Annotated in this window: 20 protein-coding genes; 11 read left to right on the top strand and 9 right to left on the bottom strand. The window is 72.0% G+C overall.

Annotated elements, in window-relative coordinates:
• The first annotated feature begins 2 nt into the window (after positions 1-2).
• Positions 3-1,361: an NsdA family TPR-like regulatory protein gene (locus tag AC5WRL_RS20655; protein ID WP_496090104.1), complete on the top strand. Its 1,359-nt coding sequence runs from the start codon at positions 3-5 to the stop codon at positions 1,359-1,361.
• Between the two features lie 85 nt (positions 1,362-1,446).
• Here the strand turns inward: AC5WRL_RS20655 and AC5WRL_RS20660 are convergent, their stop codons facing one another.
• On the bottom strand, positions 1,447-2,607 hold the full coding sequence (locus AC5WRL_RS20660) for an acyl-CoA dehydrogenase family protein (protein WP_496090105.1): 1,161 nt from the start codon (positions 2,605-2,607) through the stop codon (positions 1,447-1,449).
• A 107-nt stretch (positions 2,608-2,714) separates the two neighbouring features.
• Between AC5WRL_RS20660 and AC5WRL_RS20665 the strand changes: the two genes are divergently transcribed.
• Positions 2,715-4,058 (top strand): UDP-glucose dehydrogenase family protein, encoded by a 1,344-nt coding sequence (locus AC5WRL_RS20665; RefSeq protein ID WP_496090106.1) that lies wholly within the window; start codon positions 2,715-2,717, stop codon positions 4,056-4,058.
• A gap of 54 nt (positions 4,059-4,112) precedes the next feature.
• On the opposite strand, the gene AC5WRL_RS20670 is transcribed toward AC5WRL_RS20665, so the two are convergent.
• Positions 4,113-5,378, bottom strand: a complete 1,266-nt coding sequence (locus AC5WRL_RS20670) for an LCP family protein (protein ID WP_496090107.1) — start codon at positions 5,376-5,378, stop codon at positions 4,113-4,115.
• A 99-nt stretch (positions 5,379-5,477) separates the two neighbouring features.
• Here AC5WRL_RS20670 and AC5WRL_RS20675 point away from each other — a divergent pair, with 99 nt between their 5' ends.
• Positions 5,478-6,005, top strand: coding sequence for an acyl-CoA thioesterase (locus AC5WRL_RS20675; protein ID WP_496090108.1), 528 nt, complete (start codon positions 5,478-5,480; stop codon positions 6,003-6,005).
• 41 nt (positions 6,006-6,046) lie between these two features.
• On the opposite strand, the gene AC5WRL_RS20680 is transcribed toward AC5WRL_RS20675, so the two are convergent.
• Positions 6,047-6,973, bottom strand: coding sequence for a DNA-3-methyladenine glycosylase family protein (locus AC5WRL_RS20680; protein WP_496090109.1), 927 nt, complete (start codon positions 6,971-6,973; stop codon positions 6,047-6,049).
• A 92-nt stretch (positions 6,974-7,065) separates the two neighbouring features.
• Complete coding sequence (locus AC5WRL_RS20685; protein WP_496090110.1) at positions 7,066-8,340, bottom strand: peptidoglycan recognition protein family protein; 1,275 nt, start codon at positions 8,338-8,340, stop codon at positions 7,066-7,068.
• A gap of 127 nt (positions 8,341-8,467) precedes the next feature.
• Between AC5WRL_RS20685 and AC5WRL_RS20690 the strand changes: the two genes are divergently transcribed.
• The 4 genes from AC5WRL_RS20690 (at position 8,468) to AC5WRL_RS20705 (ending at position 13,180) form a co-directional block, all read left to right on the top strand.
• A complete protein-coding gene (locus AC5WRL_RS20690; protein WP_496090111.1) occupies positions 8,468-9,235 on the top strand; it encodes a TIGR03089 family protein in 768 nt (255 codons plus the stop codon).
• A 39-nt stretch (positions 9,236-9,274) separates the two neighbouring features.
• Entirely contained in the window at positions 9,275-9,496 is a 222-nt protein-coding gene (locus AC5WRL_RS20695) for a hypothetical protein (protein ID WP_496090112.1), read from the top strand.
• 116 nt (positions 9,497-9,612) lie between these two features.
• Positions 9,613-11,463: an LCP family protein gene (locus AC5WRL_RS20700; protein WP_496090113.1), complete on the top strand. Its 1,851-nt coding sequence runs from the start codon at positions 9,613-9,615 to the stop codon at positions 11,461-11,463.
• A 124-nt stretch (positions 11,464-11,587) separates the two neighbouring features.
• Positions 11,588-13,180, top strand: coding sequence for an LCP family protein (locus tag AC5WRL_RS20705; RefSeq protein WP_496090114.1), 1,593 nt, complete (start codon positions 11,588-11,590; stop codon positions 13,178-13,180).
• Here AC5WRL_RS20705 and AC5WRL_RS20710 read toward each other — a convergent pair.
• Positions 13,168-14,193: a glycosyltransferase family 2 protein gene (locus AC5WRL_RS20710; RefSeq protein ID WP_496090115.1), complete on the bottom strand. Its 1,026-nt coding sequence runs from the start codon at positions 14,191-14,193 to the stop codon at positions 13,168-13,170. The genes AC5WRL_RS20705 and AC5WRL_RS20710 overlap by 13 nt on opposite strands.
• A gap of 81 nt (positions 14,194-14,274) precedes the next feature.
• Between AC5WRL_RS20710 and AC5WRL_RS20715 the strand changes: the two genes are divergently transcribed.
• Positions 14,275-15,282 carry an LCP family protein gene (locus tag AC5WRL_RS20715; RefSeq protein ID WP_496090116.1) on the top strand — a complete coding sequence of 336 codons (1,008 nt, stop codon included), beginning with the start codon at positions 14,275-14,277 and terminating at the stop codon, positions 15,280-15,282.
• A gap of 152 nt (positions 15,283-15,434) precedes the next feature.
• Here AC5WRL_RS20715 and AC5WRL_RS20720 read toward each other — a convergent pair whose 3' ends face one another.
• The 4 genes from AC5WRL_RS20720 to AC5WRL_RS20735 all read right to left on the bottom strand — a co-directional run bounded on the left by AC5WRL_RS20720 (position 15,435) and on the right by AC5WRL_RS20735 (position 19,586).
• Positions 15,435-16,718: an AAA family ATPase gene (locus tag AC5WRL_RS20720; RefSeq protein WP_496090117.1), complete on the bottom strand. Its 1,284-nt coding sequence runs from the start codon at positions 16,716-16,718 to the stop codon at positions 15,435-15,437.
• 91 nt (positions 16,719-16,809) lie between these two features.
• Complete coding sequence (locus tag AC5WRL_RS20725) at positions 16,810-18,120, bottom strand: coenzyme F420-0:L-glutamate ligase (protein WP_496090118.1); 1,311 nt, start codon at positions 18,118-18,120, stop codon at positions 16,810-16,812.
• Positions 18,117-19,082: a 2-phospho-L-lactate transferase gene (gene cofD, locus AC5WRL_RS20730; RefSeq protein ID WP_496090119.1), complete on the bottom strand. Its 966-nt coding sequence runs from the start codon at positions 19,080-19,082 to the stop codon at positions 18,117-18,119. The genes AC5WRL_RS20725 and cofD overlap by 4 nt, the downstream gene beginning before the upstream one ends.
• Positions 19,083-19,094: 12 nt before the next feature.
• A complete protein-coding gene (locus tag AC5WRL_RS20735; RefSeq protein WP_496090120.1) occupies positions 19,095-19,586 on the bottom strand; it encodes a cysteine dioxygenase in 492 nt (163 codons plus the stop codon).
• A gap of 475 nt (positions 19,587-20,061) precedes the next feature.
• Between AC5WRL_RS20735 and AC5WRL_RS20740 the strand changes: the two genes are divergently transcribed.
• The 3 genes from AC5WRL_RS20740 to AC5WRL_RS20750 all read left to right on the top strand — a co-directional run bounded on the left by AC5WRL_RS20740 (position 20,062) and on the right by AC5WRL_RS20750 (position 25,650).
• The gene (locus tag AC5WRL_RS20740; protein WP_019435379.1) at positions 20,062-20,325 is read left to right on the top strand and encodes a WhiB family transcriptional regulator; all 264 of its coding nucleotides are present in this window, start codon (positions 20,062-20,064) and stop codon (positions 20,323-20,325) included.
• 181 nt (positions 20,326-20,506) lie between these two features.
• Entirely contained in the window at positions 20,507-24,133 is a 3,627-nt protein-coding gene (locus AC5WRL_RS20745; RefSeq protein WP_496090121.1) for a glycosyltransferase, read from the top strand.
• Positions 24,130-25,650, top strand: a complete 1,521-nt coding sequence (locus AC5WRL_RS20750) for a DUF5719 family protein (RefSeq protein WP_496090122.1) — start codon at positions 24,130-24,132, stop codon at positions 25,648-25,650. Before AC5WRL_RS20745 ends, AC5WRL_RS20750 begins: the two co-directional genes overlap by 4 nt.
• Positions 25,651-25,667 lie beyond the last annotated feature (17 nt).

The raw sequence follows: 25,667 nt of genomic DNA on the forward strand, positions 1-25,667 counted from the left end.
CCGTGGGGTACGAGTCGGAGCCGATTCCGCTGCGGCAGGAGCTGATCCTGCTCGGCTGGAGCTGCGAGCAGCTGATCGCCCGGGTGAACCAGCACCGGACCCGACGCGGCTCGCTGCCCCTGCACCGCAAAACGGCCTATCCGTGGATGCGTGGTGAGCGCCCCTCGGCAGAGGTGGCAGCCGACGTACTGGCGGTGCTCACCCACTACACCGGCCGACCGGTGACCGACGTGGACCTGGGCTGGAACCGATCTCGCCAGCGTCGCCGCTCCCGATCGCTCGACAATCCCTACGAAGCGACCGCAGCGGAACTGCTCCGCGAGACTCAGGGAGAGATACCCATGCACCGGCGCTCCTTCGTCCTGCTGTCCGGAGCCGTCGCCACCGCGCCCGCCCTGGACCTGCTCATGGCGGGAGCTCCCGCCATGAGCGCGGCCCAGGACGGCGACAGAGTCTCACCCCAGCTGACCGCGACGGTGGAACAAGCTGTACGGCAGGCCCGGGATCTGGACGACGCCGAGGGCAGTGCTTCCACTCTGCTGTGGGCCGGCGGGATCTGGCAGAATCTCGGCAAAATCATCACCGAGAGCAGCTACCGCGAGAGCGAAGGTGTGCGCCTGCACGCCGCGTACATCGAGATGTCGGAAACCTACGGGTGGATGCTGTTCGACGCCGGCCACCACCCACAGGCGCAGCGCGTGTATCAGACCGGCCTGCGGCTCGCCCGGGAAGCCACGGCCGCTCGGAGTGTCCACCATGCCACGGTCAACCTTCTGGCCTCCGCCGCTTACCAAGAGTCATGGCTCGGCCAGCACCAGGAAGCCTCGACACTCCTGGATGTTGCGGAGAACCGCGGAACCCAGTACCTGACCCCGCGCCTTCGTGCCGTGCTGGAGATGCGTCGTATCGCTCTGGCCGGTCAGATGGGCGACACCGAAGCCCTGCGTCGTTCCGATGGCCAGGCCCGGGCGCATCTGAGTGCCGCCCGCGACAGCGAAGAGCCCTGGTGGACCCTGTGGCTCAGCCCCTCGGCGATCAACGCTCAGACCGGCCGGGCTCTGCTCGCCGCGCATCACCCCGACCTTGCTGAGCCCTATCTCGCCGACCGCCGGGTCGATGACGACTCGGCCTATCCGCGAGACCGGATGCTCTTCGCCAGTGAGCTGGCCGACGCCCGTGTACAGACCGGTGACGTCGGCGGAGCCATCGCCGCCGCCCAGCAGGCGCTGACCCTCGCCGATGAGGTCGGTTCCCACCGCGTTCACCACCACCTGAGTCAGGTCACCACCACGCTGCGCCAACGCCACGGCGCCCACCCAGGTGTCAGGGCCCTGCTCACCGATCTGCCCCGCGCCACGTGACAGTCGTGGGCGCCGGGGCAGACCGGGAGGCCGAGGATCAGGCCCGGCCCGGCGGGCGGCCGGGCCGGGCCGCCGGGCACCCGCCCTACGGCAGGTTGCGCGCCATCACGATCCGCTGGATCTGGTTGGTGCCCTCATAGATCTGGGTGATCTTGGCGTCCCGCATCATCCGCTCCACCGGATAGTCCCGGGTGTAGCCGTAGCCACCGAGCAACTGCACCGCGTCCGTGGTGATGTCCATCGCCGCGTCCGAGGCGTAACACTTCGCCGCCGCCCCGAAGAACGTCAGATCACCGTCGCCGCGCTCCGAGCGGGCCGCCGCCGCGTACGTCAGCTGGCGGGCCGCCTCCAGCTTCATCGCCATGTCGGCCAGCATGAACTGCACGCCCTGGAAGTCCCCGACCGGCCGCCCGAACTGCTTGCGCTCCGCCACATATCCCTTGGCGTAGTCCAGCGCCCCCTGCGCGATGCCCAGCGCCTGCGCCGCGATGGTGATCCGGGTGTGGTCCAGGGTGCGCATCGCGGTCGCGAAGCCGGTGCCCTCCGCGCCGATCAGCCGGTCCGCCGGGATGCGTACGTTGTCCAGGTACACCTCGCGGGTCGGCGACCCCTTGATGCCCAGCTTCTTCTCCGGCGCCCCGAAGGACACCCCCGGGTCGCTCTTCTCCACGACGAACGCTGAGATCCCGCCCCGGGTCCGCTTGTCGGGGTCGGTGACCGCCATCACCGTGTAGTACTCGGAGACCCCGGCGTTGGTGATCCACCGCTTGACCCCGTTGAGGACGTACGCGTCCCCGTCCCGTACCGCCCGGGTCTTCATCCCGCCCGCGTCCGAGCCGGCGTCCGGCTCCGACAGCGCGTACGAGAACATCGCCTCGCCCCGCGCCAGCGGCGTCAGATAGCGCGCCTTGAGTTCCTCCGAGCCCGACAGCAGCACCGGCATCGACCCCAGCTTGTTGACCGCCGGGATGAGGGAGGAGGACGCGCACACCCGCGCCACCTCCTCGATCACGATGACCGTGGCCAGCGCGTCCGCGCCGCCGCCCCCGTAACTCTCGGGCACGTGCACCGCGTGCAGATCGCTGGCGACCAGGGCGTCCAGCGCCTCCTGCGGGAAGCGCCCCTGCTCGTCCACCTCCGCCGCGTACGGGGCGATCTTCGCCTCGGCGAGGGCGCGCACCGACTCCCGGAGCAGTTCGTGCTCCTCGGCCGGCCGGTAGAGATCGAAGTCCGCTGCTCCTGCCACCGCTCTCACTCCTGTGTGATGACGCGCCACGATGCTAATGACTGTTAAGTAACTTAACCCTAGATCCTGAACACCTCCCCCCGCCAGACGGGGACTATGCTCGCTTCATGCCCCCGCTCAAGATCACCGTCATCGGCACCGGCTATCTCGGCGCGACGCACGCCGCCGCCATGGCCGAACTGGGCTTCGAGGTGCTGGGCCTCGACATCGCCGAGGAGAAGATCGACCTCCTCAGAGCGGGCAAGGCCCCCATGTACGAGCCCGGTCTGGATGACCTGCTGCGCCGTCATGTGGCCGGTATCGAGGGCTCGACGGGGCGGCTGCGCTTCACCACCTCCTACCCGGAGGCCGGCGAGTTCGGCGACATCCACTTCATCTGCGTGACCACCCCGCAGAAGGCCGGCGAGTACGCCTGCGACATGAGCTACGTGGACGCCGCCGTCACCTCCCTCGCCCCCCACCTGGCGCGGCCCGCGCTGGTGGTCGGCAAGTCCACCGTCCCGGTCGGTTCCGCCGCCCGGCTCGGCGCCCTCCTCACCGAACTCGCCCCGGCCGGCGAGGACATCGAACTCGCCTGGAACCCCGAGTTCCTGCGCGAGGGCTACGCCGTCCAGGACACCCTGCGCCCCGACCGCATCGTGGCCGGCGTCAGCAGCGAGCGCGCCGAGACGCTGCTGCGCCAGGTGTACGCGACGCCCATTGCCGAGGGCTCGCCGTTCCTGGCCACCGACCTGCCCACCGCCGAACTGGTCAAGAACGCCGCCAACTCCTTCCTCTCCACCAAGATCTCCTTCATCAACGCGATGGCCGAGATCTGCGAGGCGGCCGGCGGCGACGTGGTCCGGCTGGCCGAGGCCCTGGGGTACGACGAACGCATCGGCCCCAAGTTCCTGCGGGCCGGCATCGGCTTCGGCGGCGGCTGCCTCCCCAAGGACATCCGCGCCTTCATGGCCCGGGCCGGCGAACTCGGCGTCGACCAGGCCCTCACCTTCCTGCGCGAGGTCGACTCCATCAACATGCGGCGCCGCGCCCACATGATCGAGCTGACCCGCGAGGCGCTCGGCGGCTCGGTGCTGGGCCGCCGGATCGCCATCCTCGGCGCCACCTTCAAGCCGGACTCCGACGACGTACGGGACTCCCCGGCGCTCAATGTGGCCGGCCAGCTGCACCTCCAGGGCGCCCAGGTCACTGTGTACGACCCCAAGGGCACCGAGAACGCCCGCGCCGTCTTCCCCACCCTGCGCTACGAGACCACCGCGCTGGCGGCGGCCCGGGGCGCGGACGCCGTACTGCATCTCACCGAGTGGCGGGAGTTCGGCGAACTCGACCCGGCCGCGCTCGGCGAGGTGGTCACCGAGCGCCGCATCCTGGACGGCCGCAACACCCTGGACCCGGCGGTGTGGCGCAAGGCCGGCTGGACCTATCGCGCGATGGGCCGCCCCACCGCGTAACGCCTTCCCGGCGGGTGGACCCCGGGGTCCACCCGCCGCGGGACGGCCCGGCCGTCACTTCGTCACGCCGACGGTGACCTTCTCGTCGTTGATGATCTGGCTCATCAGGGCGTTGGTCTGCTCCATGTCCCACAGCACCGCCGAGCCCTTGTCGGTGGCGTAGCCGGGGTTCGCGACCGGGATGTTCATCTGCTCGGCGCCGCGCATCGCCAGGAACATCTGGCCCAGGCCCCACAGGCTCATGTCCTTGTCGACGATCAGCGCGTCCGTGGTGGCGCTCAGGGTCGGGTAGAGCTTGAACGGGTTCAGCACGGTGGCCGGCGAGCCCGTCTGGCTGGCCAGCGCGCCCAGGAACTTCTGCTGGTTCTTGGTACGGCCCAGGTCGCCCTCGGCCTCCTGGTAGCGCTGCCGGTTGAACGCGAGGGATTCGGCGCCGTTCAGCGTCTGGCAGCCGGCCTCGAAGTCGGCGCCGCTGTTCTTGTCCTTGATGGGCTTGTCGAAGCACATCTCGACCCCGCCCAGCGCGTCCACCACATTGGCGAAGCCGCCGAAGCCGATTTCCACGTAGTGGTCGATGTGCACCCCGGTGTTGTACTCCACCGTCCGCACCAGCAGCTCGGGGCCCTCGATGGCGAAGGCGGCGTTCAGCTTCTGCTGCTGGGCCGGGATGCGGTTGCCGGAGACCGAGCCGGTGAACTCGGGGATCGTCACCCACGAGTCGCGCGGCAGGCTGATCATCGTGTCGCCGTTGGCGCCACGGTGCAGCAGGATCATGGTGTCGGTGCGCTTGCCCTCGACCGAGCCGGTGGACAGATCGTGCTTCTGCTCCTCGCTCAGCCCCTCCCGGCTGTCCGAGCCGACGATCAGATAGTTGGTGCCCTTGCCGCTGTCCGGCCGGTCCTCCACCGAGGCCAGATCCACCTCGCGGTTCAGCTTGCCGTTCGCCCAGAAGTACGTGCCGGTCGCGATCACCACCAGCGCCAGCACCAGCGCGAGCACCGAATAACCTATCCGCCGCCCCCACCGCTTGGGCCGGGCCGGCCCGCCCTGCCCGGGCGGCGGCGGCCCCGGCCGCCGCGGCCCCGCCGGGCCGTGGCCGCTGCCCCGGTAGACCTGGCCCTCGTTGTACCCGCCGTCGTACGCGTCGTGCCCGCCGCCTCGGGGCTGCGGCGGCCCCTGGGGCGCACCGGCCGCCCCCGGGCGGCGCACATGCGGCATCACCCGGGCCCCTTCGGGTCCGGCGCCGCCGCCGCTGCCTCTCCCGTAGCGGTCGCCACCCGGCTGCTCGTCGTCCGTCCATCCCTGGGGCCAGTCGTTCATAACACAGCAGTCTCCCCCGAGCCGGTACCGGCTGGGGAGTGGCCCCGGTCACTTGTGGCAGAGCTGATGCACAAGGATCTGCCGTCTTACGCTGGTCTTATGACAGACTCCGTCATTTCCCACCCGGAGAACGATCTTCCCGGCAAGCCCACCGCGGCCTCGCGTACCACGCTGTCGCACATCATGACCCAGAACGACACCAACCTGATGGGTACGGTGCACGGCGGGGTCATCATGAAGCTCGTCGACGACGCGGCCGGGGCCGTCGCGGGGCGGCACTCCGGGGGGCCCGCCGTCACCGCCTCCATGGATGAGATGGTCTTTCTGGAGCCGGTCAAAGTCGGCGACTTGGTGCATGTACACGCCCAGTGCAACTGGACCGGGCGGTCCTCCATGGAGATCGGCGTCAAGGTGATGGCCGAGCGCTGGAACGAGTCCACCCCCGCCACCCGGGTCGGCACCGCCTACCTCGTCTTCGCCGCCGTCGACGACAACGGCAAGCCGCGTCCGGTGCCCCCGATCCTGCCGGAGAACGACGAGGACCGCCGCCGGCACCAGGAGGCGCGGATCCGCCGCAGCCACCGGCTGGCCAGGCGGCGCGCCATCAAGGAGTCGCGGGGTACGTAGCGGGGCCGGTGACGTTTGCCACCCCCCCACCCGCACCCGCCTCAGAGCCGGGCGATCCGCGCGTGCCGCTGGCGCGGCGCGCGCCGGGGCGGAGCGATCCCCGACAGCAGGATCAGCCGGGCCGCCCGGTGCCGCTGCCCGGCGTAGGGCTCCAGCAGCTCCAGCATCCGCGCGTCGTCCGCGCCCCGTTCACCGGTGAGCGCGTAGCCGATCATCCCGGGCAGATGCAGATCCCCGACCGTCACCGCGTCCGGGGCGCCGTTGCTGCGCTGAAGCGTCTCGGCCGCCGTCCACGGCCCGATGCCGGGCACCGCGCACAACCGCGCGACGGCGGCCGGCAGGTCCATCGCCGCCGCCTCCTCCATCCGGCGCGCCACCCGCGCCGCCCGGACGATCGCCGCCGACCGTTTGCCGTCCACCCCGGCCCGGTGCCACTCCCACGACGGCACCCGGGTGAGCGCGTACGGGCCCGGCGGTACGTACAGCTCCGGCGCGCCGCCCGGCGCCGGCTCCCCGAACCGGCGCACCAGCAGCCGCCACGAGCGGTGCGCGTCCTCGGTGGTCACCCGCTGCTCCAGGACGCACGGCACCAGCGCCTCCATCACCTGGCCGGTGCGGATCAGCCGCAGGCCCTGGTTGCGGCGCCAGGATTCGGCGACCACCCGGTGCCGGGGGGTGAAGCGGGACGGATCGTCCTCGGCGCCGAGCAGGGCGGGCAGCCGCTCCAGTGCCCAGCCGGCGCCCGGGCCCCAGCCGGTGGCGCGTACGGTGCCGGCCGCCGGCTCCTGTCGCAGCCGCAGGGTGGCCGGCCCGTCCGGGGTGCGGGTGGCCCGCCACAGCGAGCCGTCCGGGTCGGCGCGGAACGCCGGGTCGTACGGCCCGCGCCGCAGCACGGTCAGGCTGCGGCGCAGGTCGTACGGCTGGGACCCGGGCGGGGTCCAGTGCTGTTCGAGGGGGCGTTCGGTCATGACCGGGCCAGGCTAGCCGGTGCCGGGCCGCCGGTGCCGGGCCGCGGGTGCGGGGCAGCCGGGCCACCGGGCTGCCGGGCCGCCCCGGCGGGTCAGCGGCCCTGGAGCCTGGCCGCGGCCGTGCGGACGGCGGGCAGCTGGGCGTACAGCTTCTCGCCCGGGCACTCGGTGGCGAAGCCGTCGCGGTGCCCGGAGACGTTGTCCATCTTCACCGTGACGCCCTTCGCGTACAGTCCGCCGCCCATGGAGGTGCGGTTGCGGGCGCTCTTGGGGTTCAGGTTGTACAGGCCGAGCTTCCAGGCCGTCAGCTGGGAGATCGCGTCCACGGCCTCCTTGGCCGGGGCGGTGCCGCTGTAGGTGCCGAGCAGGGCGACGCCCATGCTGTTGTGGTTGAAGCCGGCGGTGTGCGCGCCCTGTACCGGCTTGTCCACGCCGCCGGCCCGGCCCTCGTAGATGGTGCCGCACTTGTCGACGAAGAAGTTGTAGCCCACGTCGCGCCAGCCCTGGGACACCACGTGGTAGCGGTAGATGCCCCGGATGATGGACGGCGCCTCGCCGCAGGAGTAGCTGTTGGAGCCGGCGGTGTGGTGCACGAAGACCGTCTTCACCGTGTCGGTGTAGGCGAAAGCGCTTTCGCGCAGGCTCTCGTCGGCGCCCCAGCCGGCCCGGGTGGTGATGGCGGGGCGCGGGCCGGGGTACGTGGCGGGGGCGGCCTGGGTGCCGATGCCGATGCCGGTGCCGGTGGGGTCGGTGGCGCCCTCCGTGGCGGCCGGCGAGCTGCCGCCGATCCGCGCCGCCTCGAACGCGGGCCCGGTGTCCGGGTCGATGAGCTCCAGGCTCAGCCCCTCGGGCAGCCCCGTCACCGCCGCCCGCCCGGCCTCCGGCCACACCCGTACCTGGACGCCGTCCGAGGCGCCCACCCACAGCGGCGCGGTGCCGCCGCGCAGTTCGCCGCCGGCCGCCTCCGCCGTGCCGGGGTCGGGGGCGTGCTCGGTGTGGGTGTCCAGCCGCTGCCACCCGGACCAGTCGCCGGTCTCCAGGGCCCGGGTCCGTACCTCGACCTGCCCGTGCAGTTCCGCCGGCGCGTCGCTCCAGACGACCCCGAGGAGCGAGAACGGTTCGGTCTCCCGGGCCGGCAGCCCCAGCTCCGCGCCCCCGCCGCCTGCGGCGTCGGCCGACCGGGCGACGGGGGCGAGCGGTTCGAGCGGCAGCGACTGAACCCCGGTGCCGTCGTCGTCCGCCGGGACGGCGGCCGTACGGGGGAGGGGCGCGGCGATGGCCCCCCCGGTGCCCAGCGGCAGGACGAGCGGGACGGCGAGTGCGGCAGCGCAGGTGACACCGATGGTGGAAGCAATGAATGCACGCATGACAATGATCATGGACATAGTGGTTGAAAACTGCCATTTGTAATCTGACGCTCCGTAAGCAAGAAGCCGCGCCGCGCCCCGCCCCGGCCCCGCCGGGCCACAACCCGCCCGGCGTACTGTGGCGGTGATGAACTCTTCCGAACACACCCCCGCCGACCTGCTGCGTTCCGCTCTGGCCGCCGACCCCGGCCGCCCCCTGGTGACGTACTACGACGACACCACCGGGGAGCGGGTGGAACTCTCCGCCGCCACCCTCGCCAATTGGGTGGCGAAGACCGGCAATCTCCTCCAGGACGAACTCGGCGCCGAACGCGGCACCCGGCTCGCCCTGCTGCTGCCCGCCCACTGGCAGAGCGTCGTCTGGCTGCTCGCCTGCGCCGCCACCGGCGTGGTCGTGGAGATCGGCGGCGACCCGGCGGACGCCGAGGTCGTGGTCACCGGCCCCGACCACCTGGAGACGGCGCGCGCCTGTCCTGGGGAGCGCATCGCGCTGAGCCTGCGCCCCCTGGGTGCGCGGTTCCCCCAGCAACCGCCGGCCGGCTTCACCGACTACGCGGTCGCCGTCCCCGGGCAGGGCGACGCCTTCACCGCCTACGATCCGCCGGAACCCGGCGACCTCGCCCTGGTGGTCGGCGGGGCGGAGTTCAGCGGCGCCACGCTGCTCGACCGGGCCCGCGCCGACGCCACCGAGCGGGGCCTGGGCCCGGGCGACCGGCAGTTGTCGCTGCTCGGGTACGACACCTGGGCCGGCCTGTCCGCCGGGCTCTTCGCGCCGCTCGCCGCCGGGGCGTCGATCGTCCTGTGCCCCAACGCGACGGACGGCCCCGGCCGCCTCGACGAGGCCGCGCTGACCGCCCGCCGGACGAGCGAGGGCGTCACCCACTTCGCCGCCTGACGGTGGCCGCCCGGGCGGCGGGCCCGCAGGATCGGCAGCATGAGGTTGCCCCGACAGGCCACGCGCCACCGGCCGTACGAGGAAAGCTCCACCGCCGCCGCCCCCGGTCCCCACTCGTCCGCCGCCCGCTGGGCGCGCCGGCTCGCGGTCACGGTGGCGGCCGTCGTCCTGGTGGTGGCCGGCACCGGTTATGCCCTTCAGCACGGCTTGATCTACGCGTCCTGGCCGCCGATGAAGGCGCCGAAATCGGGAAGTATCTGAATAAGAGCGCCTGCTGCCCCGGGTGGAATACGTCACCGCCGTGTCCGCCCCCGGAACCGGGCGGCTAGTGTGTGCCGTCTGACTTCTCAGTCGGCACACGGAGGGCGCACGGTTACGTGGACGCGCAGGGACGTGGGGGAGCGGGCGACATCGATCCCGCAGACCAGTGGGTGTTGAACCCGGACACCGGTAATTACGAACTCAAGCTGCCCGGTGACACCACCGGGCGGGCGGGAAGACCGCGCTCCGGGGCGCGCTCCCCGGCTCCCGGCGACACTCCTACCCCGCGTAACGCTCCGCCACACCAGCGTCGCGCCCCGTCTTCTCCGCGCGAGGGCACGAGCCGGGGTACGGGCAGCGGTACGGCCACGGGTGCCGGCGCCGCGGGTACGGGCGCGGGCGCGGGTACGGGCACGGGGGAGCGGGCCGTACCCGCCCAGCGCGGAGGCGCCGGCGGCGGTGGCCGCCGCAGAGAAGCCGCCGCCACGGCCGCCGAGGCCGGCAGCCGCGCGGATCGCCGCAAGGCGCAGGCGAAGAAGAAGGGCAAGGGCAAGAAAGCCCTGATGTGGATAGGCGGCGGGCTGGCCCTGCTGCTGGTCGTCGGCTGCGCCACCGCCCTCTACGCGTACAACCGCCTCAACAACAACATCGACAAGGTCGAGGTGCCGGGCGCGAACAACCCGTTCCAGAAGGACGAGCCGGTCAACGTCCTGTTCATCGGCACCGACAAGCGCACCGGGGCCGGCAATGAGGACTACGGCAACTCGGGGGACGAGGGCCGCGCCGACACCGTCATACTTCTGCACTTCTCCAAGGACCGCACCCACGCCACCGGGCTGAGCATCCCCCGGGACCTGATCACCGACATCCCGGACTGCGAGGTCAAGCGGGACGGCGAGACGGTGACCATCCCCGGCACCGCGAACACCCGCTTCAACTACAGCCTCGGCGTGGACGGCCGCGACCCGGGCTGTGTGTGGCGCACGGTGGAGCAGATCACCGGCGTCGAGATCAACCACTTCATGATGGCCGACTTCAACGCCGTGAAGGATCTGTCCACGGCGGTCGGCGGCGTCGAGGTCTGCCTCGCCAAGGACATCAGCGACAACAAGTCCCACTTCCACATGGAGGCCGGCACCCACCGCCTCCAGGGCGAGGACGCGCTCGCCTTCGTCCGTACCCGGTACGGCGTGGGCCAGAGCAGCGACCTGAGCCGGATCAAGCTCCAGCAGCAGTTCCTGGGCTCGCTCGCCCGCGAGATGGTGGGCACTCTCAAGGAGCCCACCAAACTGTGGGGCCTGGCCGACACCGCCACCAAGGCGCTGACCGTGGACACCGGCATCGGCAGCATCGACAAGCTGAACGACATCGCGCAGGAGCTGGGCAAGGTCCCGGTCAAGGACATCTCCTTCGTGACCCTCCCGGTGCTGGACAACCCGGACGAGCCGGAGGACGCCAAGGCCACGGTCGTCCTGAACGAGAACAAGGCGCTGCCGCTGTTCCGGATGCTCCAGGAAGACCTGTCGCTGACCGACGCCGGGGACGGCGACGACGGGAAGAACGGCGACACCGAGGACACCAAGGTCGAGCCCGCCCCGGCCGCCGAGGTCCGGGTCGACGTCTACAACGGCGGCAACGTCATCGGCGCCGCCCAGGACACCGTCAACTGGCTCCAGAACACCCACGGTGTCCTGCTGTCCACCAACGCCTCCAACGCCGACTCGCAGGAGACCACCACCCTGGAGTACGGCCCGGACCAGGCCGGCCAGGCCGCGACCCTCGCCGAGCTGATGGGCCTGCCGAAGAAGGCGCTCAAGGAGGGCACGGCGGACGCCGGGAGCACCCCGATGGTCCTCACCCTCGGCGACGACTTCCGCGGCGTGGGCATCCCGATCGAGGTCAAGGCCGAGAAGCCGGCCGACGTCGAAACCATCACCGCTGACGACAAGAGCATCTGTGCCTCCTAAAACGGATTCAGCCCAACCATCGGAAGAGGACGGCGGCGGACCGGCTGCGGAGAACGCGGAGCAGGGGGAGGAACCCGGGGAGATACCCGGGCCCTCCCGCCCGCCGCGCCGCCGCTGGGCGCGCGTGCTGCGCTGGACGGCCGGCGGCCTGGCCGTCGCCATCCTGGGCACCGCGGGCGCCGGCTACCTCTACATCCGGCACCTCAACAGCAACCTCACCAAGGAGGAGCTGAACCTGGGCAGCAAGCCCCCGCTGCCCAGGGCCACCCCCAACGCCGAGGGCCAGACCCCCATCAACATCCTGCTGCTGGGCTCCGACAGCCGCGGCTCGGAGGACAACCTGCGGCTGGGCGGCTCCCCCGAGAACGCCGGTCGGCCCGGCCTGGCCGACACCCAGATGCTCATCCATGTGTCCGCCGACCGCAGCCACATCTCGGCCCTCAGCATCCCGCGCGACACCCGGGTCATCATCCCCGAGTGCACCGACCCGAAGAGCGGCACGGTCTATCCGGAGACGGAGCGGACCATCAACACCTCCATCCAGCACGGCGGCCCCGGCTGCACGGTGGCCGCCTGGGAGGAGCTGACCGGCATCCCGATCGACCACTTCATGATGGTCGAGTTCGCCGGGGCGGTGTCCCTGGCGGACGCGGTGGGCGGCGTACCGGTGTGTGTGTCGGACAACGTGTACGACAAGGACTCGGGCCTGCGCCTTGAGGCCGGCACGACCGAGGTCACCGGGGAGCAGGCGCTCCAGTGGCTGCGTACCCGGCACGGTTTCCTGGACGGCAGCGACATCGGCCGCACCAAGGCGCAGCAGATGTACTTCACGGCCATGGCGGCCGAGTTGCAGCGGGGTACGAAGCTGACCGACCCGGTGCAGCTGATGGAGCTGGCCGAGGCGGCCACCGACGTGCTGACCGTGGACCCGGGGCTCGGCAGCGTCAGCAAGCTGTACGACCTGGGGGAGGACGTCCGGGAGGTGCCGAGCGACGCGATGACGATGGTCACCATGCCGTGGCTGCCCGATCCGCGGCGGCCCGACGCCCATGTCATCCCGGACACCGAGCGCGCGGAGCGGATCTTCGCCGCGATCCGCAACGATGTGGCGCTGGATGACCCGGAGGGTCTGCGGGCGGCGCAGGAGGCGGAGGCGGCGGCCGAGGCGGAACGGGCGGCGGCCGAGGGCCAGGACCCGGCGCCGGCCGAGGAGATCGTGGTGGCGGTGCGCGGGGGCACCTCCCGGCCGGAGGCTGGGGGAGGCACCGGCTCGGCGGCGATCGACCCGGCCGGCGGGCGGGCCTCGGAGATCGCGGGGGCGCTGAACGGGGCGGGCTTCACCCAGGCGTACGCGGACGCCACCTGGGTCAGCCAGGAGGTGACCACCCTCGGTTACCCGGCCGGCGATCCGCAGCAGCTGGCGGACGCGCGATCGGTGGCGGAGGCGCTCGGCCTGCCGGCGAGCGCGCTGCGCGAGACGCCGGGCACGACGGTGCCGGTCCTGACGATCGGGGCGGACTGGCCGGCGGGAACGCGGTACGAGACCCCACAACCGGAGGAGGAAGGGGAAGTGGAGGGGGGAGGGGAAGCGGACTCCGAAGGGAAGCCCCCCGTACCGGAGGACGACGCCCCCGAGGACATCCTGCGGGAGAACGAGGCGGTGACCGGCAAGGACGAGGACGCCTGCATGCCGGTCAACCCGGTTCACATCTGGTGAGTGCTTGCCTGCCGCTCGACGCTGCTGGCCCGTACCCGGCGGGCCAGCTTGCGCGGGCTGGTGAGGAAGCCCCAGCCCCACGACATGTGCATGGTGGCCAGCGCGACCGGGATCCGTACCCGTACCCCGGCTGAGGTGCCCTTGCCGGCCGGCAGCGAGCCCAGGGTGATGGCCGCCAGATAACCGGCCGGGACGATGAGGCCCCAGGGGGTGAGCACGGCGCCGACGACGAGCCCGGCCGCGATGGCGGCGAGCGCGGTGGGCGGGGCGAGATAGCGCGGGTTGATGGACCCGGCGTGGTAGCGGGCCACCACGTGCCGCCAGCGCCCGTAGTGCAGATACTGCTTGGCGAGCGCCCGTACGGTGGGCCGGGGCCGGTAGGAGACCAGCAGCTCGGGGGAGAACCAGATCAGCCCGCCGGCCTGCCGGATGCGGAAGTTGAGCTCCCAGTCCTGGGCGCGGATGAACTCCTCGTTGTAGCCGCCCTGGGCGGCGAGCACCTCGCGGCGGAAGACGCCGAGGTAGACGGTCTCGGCCTCGCCGGCCGCTCCGCCGGTGTGGAAGACGGCGTTGCCGACGCCGATCTTCGAGGTCATGGCGCAGGCGACGGCCCGCTCCCAGTTGTTCTCGCCCTCGGCGTGCATGATGCCGCCGACGTTGGCGGCGCCGGTCTCCTCCAGGAGGCGGACGGCGGTGGCGATGTAGTCGGGGGAGAGCATCCCGTGTCCGTCGACCCGTACGACGACCGGATGCCGGGAGGCGCTGATCGCGGCGTTGAGCCCGGCGGGTGTCCGCCCGGTCGGATTGCTCACGGTGCGCACCCGGGCATCCTCGCGGGTCAGCTCGGCGGCGATCCGATCGGTGTCGTCGCTGGAGGGCCCGAGCGCGATGACGACCTCAAGCTCGCCGGCGTAGTCCTGGGCCAGGATGTGCTGGACGGAGTTGCGCAGATGCCGTTCCTCGTTGAGCACCGGCATGATGACGGACACGGCGGGGGGCGGGGTGCTGGTCACCCGGCTCACGTTACCGCGAACGGGGGACACGCCAGCGCGCCGCCCCAGTATGTAGATCATCTGTAAATACCTTTGGCTGCCATGTCTGTGAGGTTCCGGATCGCCGCCACCCTGGCCGCCCTGCTGCTGGCCACCAGCGGGGTCGGTCACGCCATGGTCAGCAAGGTGGAGAACGGCGTCGAACGCGTCGACCCCTTCGCCGGCCTCCGCGACCAGGACCGCCCCCCGGACGGCGACCCCGGGCTGAACCTCCTGGTCATCGGCACCGACACCCGCGACGGCCTGACCGAGGACGAACGCCGCACCTACCACCTGGGCGGCGACGGCTGCAACTGCGCGGACAGCATCATGCTGATCCACCTCTCCGCCGCAGGCGACCGCGCCGCCATCGTCAGCCTCCCCCGCGACACCCTCACCACCCTCCCCGGCCAGCCGCCGCAGCCCGCCAAACTCAACGCCGCCCTCTCCCACGGCGGCCCCGAACTGATGGTGAGCACCGTCGAACGCCTCACCCGCCTGCGCATCGACCACTACCTCGAAGTGAATTTCGTCAGCTTCATGCGCGCGGTCGACGCCGTCGGCGGCGTCGAGGTCTGCACCCCCCGGCCCCTGAAGGACGAGAAATCCGGCCTGGACCTCCCCGCCGGCACCTCCACCCTCAACGGCGGCGAGGCCCTCCAGTACGCCCGCGCCCGCTACGTCGACCCGACGGCCGACTTCGGCCGCATGCAACGCCAGCAACGCCTCCTGACCGCCCTGGCCACCAAGGCCCTGGCCACCCCCGCCCGCATCCCGGCGACCGCCGAGGCCCTGCTGTCCTCGGTCCGCGCGGACCGGGCCTTCGGCGCCGAACAGCTGCTCCAGCTGGCCGAGATCCTGACCCGCCTCACCACCACGAAGATCAGCTACGCCGCCGTCCCGGTGTCCGACCGCGACCACCCCCACCCCGACCTGGGCTCCACGGTCCTGTGGAACGAGGAGAAGGCGGCAACCCTCTTCCACACCCTGAAAGAAGACCAACCCCTCCCCCGCAAGAAACCCCGGCCCCCACAGCCCGACGCCCCGGACCACGACTCCCTGTGCGACTGAGCCGCCCGCTCAGCGCGACATGGTCCACCAGGGCCTTGAGACAGTCCCGCTCGGTCACGTCGGAGTCGCGGAACACCAGGACCCGTTCCCTGGGCTGACGCCCACGCCCCGACCTGCGCAGGTCCGACTCGAACCGGGGCCCCCGCGCCGAGCTACCGCCCGGTTTCCTCGCCATCCGCCCTCCCCCTGGCGGCCACCGCCGCCTCGAACCGCTCATCGCTGAGGAACGGCACCGCGCCATAGCTGCCACCGAGGTAGCGCCGCTCGCGGTTCTCGTCCTGGCGCGGCTTGAAATCGGACAGGGGGAAGAGGGCGGTCTCCCCGTACTCGTTCTTCCCGACGAACCAGACCTGATCCCGCTTGAGGATCTCCTCCCCACCGCTGCGGCCCAGCAGGCTGACGTCGTGCGTGGTGAGGATGAGCTGAGCGCCGCGCGGGTTGCTCTGCGGCTCCTGGAAGAGCTTGATGAGATGGGCCGTCAGCTTGGGATGGAGGCTTGAGTCCACCTCGTCGATAACGAGGAGGCCACCGCTGTCCAGCGCCATCAGGACTGGACCGGAGTAGGCCAGCAGCATCCGGGTGCCCTCCGACTGCTCACGCAGGCTCAGCCGCGTGGTGCCGCTCCGGCCCCGCTGCGCGATCCACACCTCTTCCAGCTGGGGTCCGTCTTCGTTGTGCATCCACCTGAGGACATCTCTTCCTCGGCTGCCCGGCGCCACGGCAGCAGCCGAGAGCTTCTGAGTACCAGCATCCTCGATGCCGAGGTCCGCTGCGCGCAGGAGGGATACGACAGCCCTGGACCGTTCGGTATCCGAGAGAAAGCCGGCCGTTGGTGAGGTCGCCCACGACAGCTGGTGATTCCTGATACTCATCGTGGCCGAAAACCACTGGTACACAGGCAATACCGATCCCTGACGGGAGCGGGCAGCCACGGACATGAACAGGGTGTTGGGCTCGGTGATGCTGCCGACCAGCTGGAGTTCCTTCTCCGGGACCGAATCGCCGAAGCTGATGCCCGACCGGTCGCGCTGGAAGATCTTCCGCTTCCGGCCGTGCGGGTAGCTGTACAACCATTCGTCCAGCACCCGCTCGCTGTCGATGCTGAATCCGTACGTGTGCCGGACGCCTTCCAGCAGCAGGTCCACCACATACCAGGACGCGGACTCGGCACCCTCCGCATCCAGCGCGAACGGCGTCCGCTCGATGCCGCCGCCCGGCTCTGCCTCCCGGTGGGAGGCGACCACCATGTGCCGCATGAACCGGAGCGCGTCCACCACGTTCGACTTGCCCGCCGCGTTCGCCCCGAAGATCGCCGCCACCGGGACGGCCTCCCAGGTCGTGCCCTCGGGGCGGTCCGTCTCGTACACCGGGGTGAGGTTCAGCTGCTGCTCCTCCCAGAGCGAGCGGTGGTTTCCCACTCTGAAGCTCAGCAGCATCCCGATCCATCCCTCAGCGGATTACAGCGTCTTCTCTGCGAGTAAACGGCGCGATCCGCCGCCAGGCAATGGCTGACGGCGGACCTCACTCTCACCGGGTGACGATGAAGTCCGTCGCGTCCCTCGGGGGGCGGGGCTTGGCCGGGGTGGCGGGATGGCCTACCGCCACCGCGCCCATCGGGAGCCAGTCCGCCGGGAGGTCCAGGGCCTCACGGGTGGTGTCGCGGCAGAACATCGTCGAGGAGATCCACGCCGAGCCCAGGCCCTCCGCCGCCAGGGTGACCAGGAGGTTCTGGACGGCCGCGCCCATCGAGACCGTGAACATCTCGGCTTCCGCGCCCGCCCGCCGGGGGTCGGGGTAGGCGTGGGCCCAGTCCTTGGTGGTCAGGCAGGGGATCACCAGATAAGGCGCGTTGCGCAGGACATCGCCGCGCCGGACCCGTTTGGTGATCGACTCCTCCGTCTTGCCGTCCGCCCGCAGGTCCGCGATCCACGCCTCGCGCATGGCGTCCAGCAGCGCCGCGCGGCTTTCCACCGACTCCAGCAGGACGAAGCGCCACGGCGTCGAGTGGTGCGGGGCCGGGGCGGTGATCGCCGCCGCCACCGCGCGGTGGACCGACTCCGGATCGACGGGCTCGGCCGTGAACTCCCGTACCGTGCGACGGTGGGTCACCGCCTCGCGGATCGCCTCCGAGGTGCCGAGCCGGAACATGTCCAGCGAGGCGTCCCTGATCAGCGCCCGGGCGTTCTCCGGCGAGTCCGGGTCGGTGCGGTGCGCCAGGCCCCGTACCACCGCCACCGGCAGTCCCGAGACCTTGCCCTTCACCAGGTCCCCGGCGCCCGCGAGTTCGTCGGCGAACGCGGTGATCGTCTTGCCCAGCGGGTTGCCGTGGGTGTCCACCCCGCCGCGCAGGTCGTCCAGGACCTCCACCCCCGAGGCGCCGATCGCCACATCGGTCAGCCCCTCGCGCCACGGCCGCCCGAAGGTGTCGGTGATGATCACCCCGACGTCCACCGACAGCAGCTCCCGCAGCCCGCGCCGCAGCCGCTCCGCCGAGGCGTCCGGGTCCTCGGGGAGCAGCAGCACGGTGCCCTTGGGGGTGTTGGAGGCGTCCACGCCGGCCGCCGCCATCACGAAGCCGTGCCGGGACTCCACGATCCGCGCCGGGCCGCGCCGGGCGATCACCCGTACGGTCTCGGCGTCGATCGCCGCCTCCCGGTCGTCCGCCTGGAGGATCTGCCCCTCCGCCTTGCTGACGATCTTCGAGGTGACGATCAGGATGTCGCCGTCCGCCAGGCCGGGGGTGCTCGCGCGGCCGGCCGCCGCCGCGATCAGTTCGGTCAGGTTGTCGCCCGGGGTGATCTCGGGGATGCCGGGCAGTGCCCAGAGTTGAATGCTCATGCCGTCCTCAACTCCTCCGCCAGGGTCAGCGCTTCCGCCGCCATCGCCTTCGTGGCGTCGGCGTCCGTCATCAGCAGCGGTACGGCGCGGCACCGGATGCCGTCGGCCTCCACCGCCCGCACCGCGTGCGCGTCGGCCGTGTCGACCAGCCAGCCGTCCAGCAGCCCCGAGCCGTAGTGCTGGGCGACGGCCGCCGCCGTGGCCTCGACGCCGACGGCGGCCAGCACCTTGTCGGCCATGCCGCGCACCGGTGCGTCGCCGATGATGGGGGACAGGCCCACCACCGGCACGCCGGCCTCCGCGATGGCCTCCCGGATGCCGGGCACGGCGAGGATGGTGCCGACCGAGACGACCGGGTTGGACGGCGGGAAGATGATGGCGTCGGCGGCGCCGATCGCCTCCAGTACGCCGGGGGCCGGTGTGGACTGCTCGGCGCCGACCGGGACGACGGCGTGCGCGGGGACCTCGGCCCGCAGCCGTACCCAGTACTCCTGGAAGTGGATGGCCTTGCGGGTGCCGTCCCCGTCGTCCGTCAGGACGTGGGTCTCGACCCGGTCGTCGGTCATCGGCAGCAGCGTGACGCCCGGCTGCCAGCGCCGGCACAGCGCCTCGGTGACGGCGCTGAGCGGATAGCCGGCGGCCAGCATCTGGGTCCGCACGATGTGGGTGGCGAAGTCGCGGTCGCCGAGGCCGAACCACTCGGGTCCGACCCCGTACGCCGCGAGTTCCTCCTTGACGGCGTAGGTCTCCGCCGCCCGGCCCCAGCCCTGCTCCTCGTGGATTCCGCCACCGAGGGTGTACATCACGGTGTCGAGGTCGGGGCAGACCTTGAGGCCGAACAGATGGATGTCGTCACCGGTGTTGCCGATGACGGTGATGTCCGCGTCCGGCGCCGCCGATCTGAGGCCGCGCAGAAAGCGGGCGCCGCCGATGCCGCCGGACAGAACCACGATGCGTCGCATGTGGTCAGTCTGTCAGCAGGCCACCTGCGGCTGCGTCCGGGCCTGTTGGGCGTGCATGGGCATCTCGGTCAGGCCGGGGAAGTACACGTGCAGGCTGACGGCTCCTTCGAGGGAGTCGTTGACCATCTCGTGGACGAAGCCGGGCGCGAAGACGTGCAGCCGGCCCGGGGTCAGCCGGCGCGGGCCGCGCGCGGGGGCGCGTTCGGTGAGGGTGCCTTCCAGGACCGTGTGGACGCCGCTGGACGGGCCGTGGTCGTGGAGTCCGCTGCCCTGTCCCGGCACCCAGCTCAGCAGCCACACCTCGTAGCCGGGGCCGGTGCGCAGCCGGTGGTACCAGCGGGTGGTCCCGTCGTACCGCACCAGGGGAGCCCAACACTCACGATCACCCGCGAGAGCGGTGGCCATCCCGGCGAACTGCGCGACGGTGGATGGGTGCTCGGCGACGGGGCGCAGAAGATGCGGCACGGAGAAGGGATCTCCGGCGATCTCGTTGTCGTTGTTCATGAGTGAGGTGGTCTCAGCGCTTCCGGTGGTGAGAAGAGAGGTGTGAGGTGAGATTGATTCGGAAGGGCGACCGGGTTGTCAACTCGGCGCCACTCCTTGGCGCATTCTTTCACCACATCCGGGCCCGCTGTCCGCAGAAAGGTTTATGCACGGTGCGAAGCGGTCAGTACGAGGCATCGGTCATGTAATACGCGGTCAGGGGCTGTATCCCATCAGTGCCCGCCTTTCATCCGAAATGAAGATCGGATAAAGGCTCGTGCAAAGGGTTGCGTAGTTGCGTGAGCATAGTTTGTGGCGATTTGAACACTTTCCGCATGGCTGTGGTGCCAGAGGGTGAATCATCGGGTGAATGGCAGATCGTGGCTTGACGGCCCGGGAGTGACGCGCCTGTAATTTCACTCGTGTCGTTCGCCGGGCAAGAGCGAGCGAGCGACGGCATCACGGGGAAGCAAAGAGGACGACGAGGGGCGCGCACATGACCGAGCTGTTCCACCAACTGCTGGTCAACGAAGCGGACGAAGAGATGGGCTGGCAGGAGCGCGCGCTGTGCGCCCAGACCGACCCGGAGTCGTTCTTCCCCGAGAAGGGCGGTTCCACCCGCGAAGCCAAAAAAGTATGCCTGGCCTGCGAGGTGCGCTCCGAATGCCTGGAGTACGCGCTCGCCAACGACGAACGCTTCGGCATCTGGGGCGGCCTGTCCGAGCGCGAGCGCCGCCGCCTGAAGAAAGCCGCCGTATAGCCGCGGCCACCCCCCACTTCACCACCCGGTGACCGACCCGGTGGACCACGGGCAGTTGTCCGGTACGCGGAGCGCCGTCGGCCCCAGCCGCTAGTGTGGTGCGCTGTCCCCGACGCACTCGCCGCTGCCCCAGGGCGCGCGCGTCCCCCAGCCCACCGAGCGAACCGGGGTCCGCACCTCGATGTCCGTGCACAGCCAGCAGCCGGCGCACCCGCAGCAAGCCACCCAGTCCGCCGCCTCCGCCCCAGCCTTCCCGCAGCATGTGGTCACCGCCGTGCTCGTCACGCACGACGGCGAACGCTGGCTCCCGGAGGTCCTCACCGGACTGCTGGGCCAGGACCGCCCCGTCCAGGACGTCATCGCCGCCGACACCGGCAGCGCCGACAGCTCCGCCACCCTCGTCACCGAATCCTTCGGCGCCGACCGGGTGCTCCACCTCGCCCGCCGCACCGGCTTCGGCACCGCCGTCGCCGAAGCCGCCCGCAGCGCACCGGTGCTCACCCCCGACGACCTCCCCTATCTCAAGCGCCCCGAAGCGTGGGACCCGGTCACCAGGACCTGGAACAACGACGTCTACGACCTGCCCGAATTCCCGCACGGCGAACCCATCCACTGGCTGTGGCTGCTGCACGACGACTCGGCCCCCGAACCCGACGCCCTCGCCGAACTCCTGCGGCAGGCCGACGCCAGCCCCTCCGCCACCGTCATCGGCGCCAAACTCCGCGGCTGGTACGACCGCCGCCAACTCCTCGAAGCCGGCGTCACCATCGCCAACAGCGGACGCCGCTGGACCGGCCTGGACCGCCGCGAACAGGACCAGGGCCAGCACGACCAGGTCCGCGCCGCGCTGTCCGTCTCCACCGCCGGCATGCTCATCCGCCGCGACGTCTACGAAGAACTCGGCGGCTTCGACCGCCGGCTGCCCCTCATGCGCGACGACGTCGACCTGTGCTGGCGCGCCAACGCCGCCGGCCACACCGTCCTCGTCGCCCCCGGCGCCGTCCTGCGGCACGCCGAGGCCGCCGCCCGCGAACGCCGCACCATCGACTGCGCCGGCCGCACCGCCGCCAACCCGCACCGCGTCGACAAGGCCGCCGCCGCCTACACCCTGCTCACCGGCGTCCGCGCCCGCGCCCTGCCCTGGGTACTGTTCCGGCTCGTCCTCGGCACCCTGCTGCGCGTCCTGGGCTACCTCGTCGGCAAACTCCCCGGCCGCGCCCTCGACGAGGCCGCCGGACTGCTCGCCACCCTGCTGCGCCCCGAACGGATCCTCGCCGCCCGCAAACGCCGCCCCAAAGCCACCGAACCCGGCGAACTGAGACCACTGTTCCCACCCGCCGGCGCCACCGTACGCGCCACCGTGGAACAGATCGTCGGCAGCATCTCCGCCCGCTCCGAAGCCGCCGCCGCCACCTCGGGCGGCGGCCGGCACGGCGGCGCCGTCGAATCCGGACCCACCGACGACGACGGCGAATCCCTCCAGGTCGAACAGTTCGCCCGGCTCAAGCGGCTCGCCCGCAAACCCGGCCTCGTCCTGTTCGCCGCCCTGTTCGCCGTCTCCGCCCTCGCCGCCCGCGACCTCATCGGCGGCGGCGCCCTGGCCGGCGGCGCCCTGCTGCCCGCCCCCGCCGACGCCGCGACCCTGTGGGAACGCGTCTGGCAGAGCTGGCAGCCCATCGGCACCGGCGGCACCGAGACCGCGCCCCCCTACCTCGGCGCCCTCGCCCTGCTCTCCAGCGCCCTCCTGGGCAACCCCGGCCTCGCCATGACCGCCCTGCTGGTGTGCTCCGTACCGCTGGCCGGGGTCAGCGCGTACCTCACCTCCAAGCCCCTGGTCACCTCGCGCCTGCTGCGCGCCTGGGCCGCCATCGCCTACGCCTTCCTGCCCGCCGTCACCGGCGCGCTGGCCGCCGGCCGCATCGGCACCGCCGTCCTCGCCGTCGCCCTCCCGCCGCTGGCCCGCTGCGCGGTGGCCGCCGCCGGACACACCAGGCCCGGCAGCAAGGGACCGTGGCGCGCCGCCTGGGCCGCCGCCCTCCTCCTCACCGTCACCACCGCCTTCACCCCCGTGGTGTGGCCGCTCGCCGTGCTGCTCGCCGTCGTCTCGCTGCTGCTGCCGCTGCGCCTGGCGGGCGCCCTGCGGGTGGCCAAGGCGGTGCGCTTCGCGGCGATCCTGCTCACCCCCGTGCTGTTGCTCGCCCCCTGGTCCTTCTCGGTGCTGCTGAGCCCCGACGAGTTCCGGTACGAGGCCGGGTTGCGCTTCGACACCGCCACCGCCACCGCCACCCAGCTCCTCAACATCAACCCCGGCGGCCCCGGTACCCCCGGCAGCTGGATGCTGATCGGCCTGCTGCTCGCCGCCCTCGGCGCGCTGCTCCGCCAGGACCGGCGGCTCGCCATCGGCACGGCGTGGACGAGCGCGCTGCTGGCGCTGCTGTTCGCCGTCTGGCTCAACGGCACGGCCTGGGCCGGCCCCGCGACTCTGCTGTACGGTCTCGCCCTGCTGTCCGCCGCCGTGCTCGGCGCGGACGGGGCCCGGGGCCGGGTGGCGGCGCAGAGCTTCGGCTGGCGGCAGCCGGTCGCCGTGGCGGTGGCCGGCGCGGCCCTCGCCGGGCCGCTGCTGGTCGCCGCCGGCTGGACGCTCAGCGGTGCCGACGGGCCGCTCCAGCGCCGCAACCCGGTGCAGGTGCCGGCCTTCGTCGCCGAGGACTCCTCGGCCCGCGACCACGCCCGCACTCTGGTGCTGGCGGGCGAGAGCGACAGCGCGGACGGGCTGACCCAGCGCGTCGACTACACGCTGGTACGTGGCTCGGGCGCCCGGCTCGGCGACGCGGACATCGCCCGGCAGCTGGGCGAGGACAGCGGGCTGGCCCGCACGGTCGGCGATCTGGTGGCCGGCTCCGGAGCCGACCAGACCGAGGCGCTTGCCGCGTACGCCGTGCGCTATGTGCTGGTGCAGGACGGCTCGCCCGCCGCACTGCGCAGGGTGCTGGACACCACGCCGGGGCTGAAGCGGCTCAGCCAGGAGGACGGCGGAGCGCTGTGGCGGGTGGAGAGCCCCGTGGGGCGGGCGATGGTGCTGCCCGCCGAGGGCTCGGGCGAGGCACCGGCGGCGCTGCCGGCCGGCCCGGTCGAGGTGCACACCGACCTGCCGGCGGGCGAGGCCGGGCGGGTGCTGCGGCTGGCGGAGACCGCCGACGAGGCGTGGACCGCGACGCTGGACGGCAAGCCGCTGACGCCGGTGACGGTGGGCGGCTGGGCGCAGGGCTTCGAACTGCCGGAGGGCGGCGGGAAGCTGGCCGTCCTCTACGACACCCCCATGACGCACACCCTGTGGGTGTGGACCCAGGGGTTCCTGCTGCTGGTGGTGGCGGTGCTCGCGCTGCCGGGCCGGCGCCGGGAGCTGGACGACGACCTGCCCGACGAGGAAGCGGCGGCGGCTGCGGCCGAGGCGGCGGCCGTGCCGTCCCAGGGCCGTGGGGCGCGCCGCCGGGCCGCGGCGGAGGCCGCGGAAGCCGCGGAAGCCGCGGAGGCGGCGGAGGCGGCGGACGGACCGAGGCCGGTTCCCGAGCCCGAGCCGGAGCAGGTCCCCGAGCCGGAGTCCGGCCATGTCCCGCAGCAGCAGGGCTACTACGAGGACCAGCAGCACCAGCAGCAGGACTGGTCCGGCTACTACGACCAGCAACAGCACCAGCAGCACCAGCAGTACGGCGGCTGGGACGACCCGTACCAGCAGCAACAGCAGCAGAACTACCAGGCGCCGTACGACTATCCCGCCGATTACGGCGACGGGAGCAGCCAGCGATGAACCGTACGACCATCTCCTTGCTGGCCACCGTCACCGCGCTGGTCGCGGTCACCGGCGTGGCCACCCTCGGCGACGACACCGAGGTCACCGCGCCCGCCGGCCAGGCCCGCGAAATGCCGGTGGAACGCACCGCCCTCACCTGCCCCCGCCCCACCGGTGCCGAGCTGGCCAGCACGGAGTACACCGCGTACACGCCGGCCACCGACGGCCAGGAGGCGGACGGGGACGGGGACGAGGACGCGGGCCACGCCTACCTCCTCCCCGCGCCCGAGTACACGGCCGGCTTCGGGACGGACGACGGGGAGGAGGAGCCCGAGCCGCTGGTGCCCCTGGAGCAGCCGGGCGTCCCCGTTTCCATCAGCATCGACACCACCGACGCCCCCGCCCTGGCCGGCACCGCCGAGCAGCGGTTCGCCCCCGGCTGGACCGTGCAGCAGACCACCAGCGTCCGCTCCGGCAACGGCAAGGGGCTGCTGGGCACCTCCTGCCAGGCCCCGGACAGCGAGTTCTGGTTCGCCGGCGCCAGCACGGCGGACGCCCGCAACGACTACGTCCATCTCACCAACCCCGACGCGAACCCCACCACGGTCGACATCCAGCTGTACGGCCCCGAGGGCCGGCTGGAGAACCGGCTGGGCGGCGACGGCGTCAGCGTCCCCGGCGGCACCTCGGTACTGGTACGGCTGTCCACGCTCACCGACGAGCCGCTCGCGGACCTCGCCGTCCAGGTGACCGCCCGCACCGGCCGGATCGGCGCCCAGATCGAGGCCACCGACGCCCAGCTCGGCGTCGACTGGCTGGCCCCGGTCTCCGCCACCACCGGGCCGCTGGTGCTCCCCGGCATCCCGGCCGACGCCCGTACCGTCCGGCTGGTCGCCTACGCGCCGGGTGACGAGGACGTGGCGCTGAACGTGAGCCTGTCCGGGCCCACCGGCGCCTTCACCCCGGCGGGCAACGAGTCGATCAGCCTGCGCTCGCGCACCCTCACCGCCATCGACCTGGAGGACCTCACCCAGGGCGAGCCGGGGTCGCTGATCCTCACCCCCGCCTCCGGCTCCGGCACCGGCCCGGTGGTCGTCGGGCTGCGGGTGACGCAGGGCGAGGACGACGAGCGCGAGATGGCGTTCATCCCGGCCACCGCCCCCATAGAGCAGCGCGCGAGCGTGGCGGGCAACACCGCCAAGGGCACCACGCTCTCGCTGGTCGCGCCGGAGGAGCCGGCCGAGGTACGGATCACGGTGTCGGGCGGCAGCGGCGGGGGCGAGGCCCTTGAGCCGGAGACGTACACGGTGGACGCCAGGTCCACGCTGGTGATCGCCCCCGAACTGCCGGACGCCACGAAGGGCCGCTACGCCATCACCGTCGAACGCGTCGGTGGTGGCCCGCTGTACGCGTCCCGCATGCTGTCGAAGAAGCAGGACGACATGATCACCTTCACCATCCAGACCCTCCCGGACGACCACTCGACGGTGTCGGTGCCGCAGACCGGACAGGACCTGTCCGTCCTGACGAACTGACCGAGGAGAGGCCGGCC

It is taken from the genome of Streptomyces sp. NTD107, assembly GCF_059510435.1.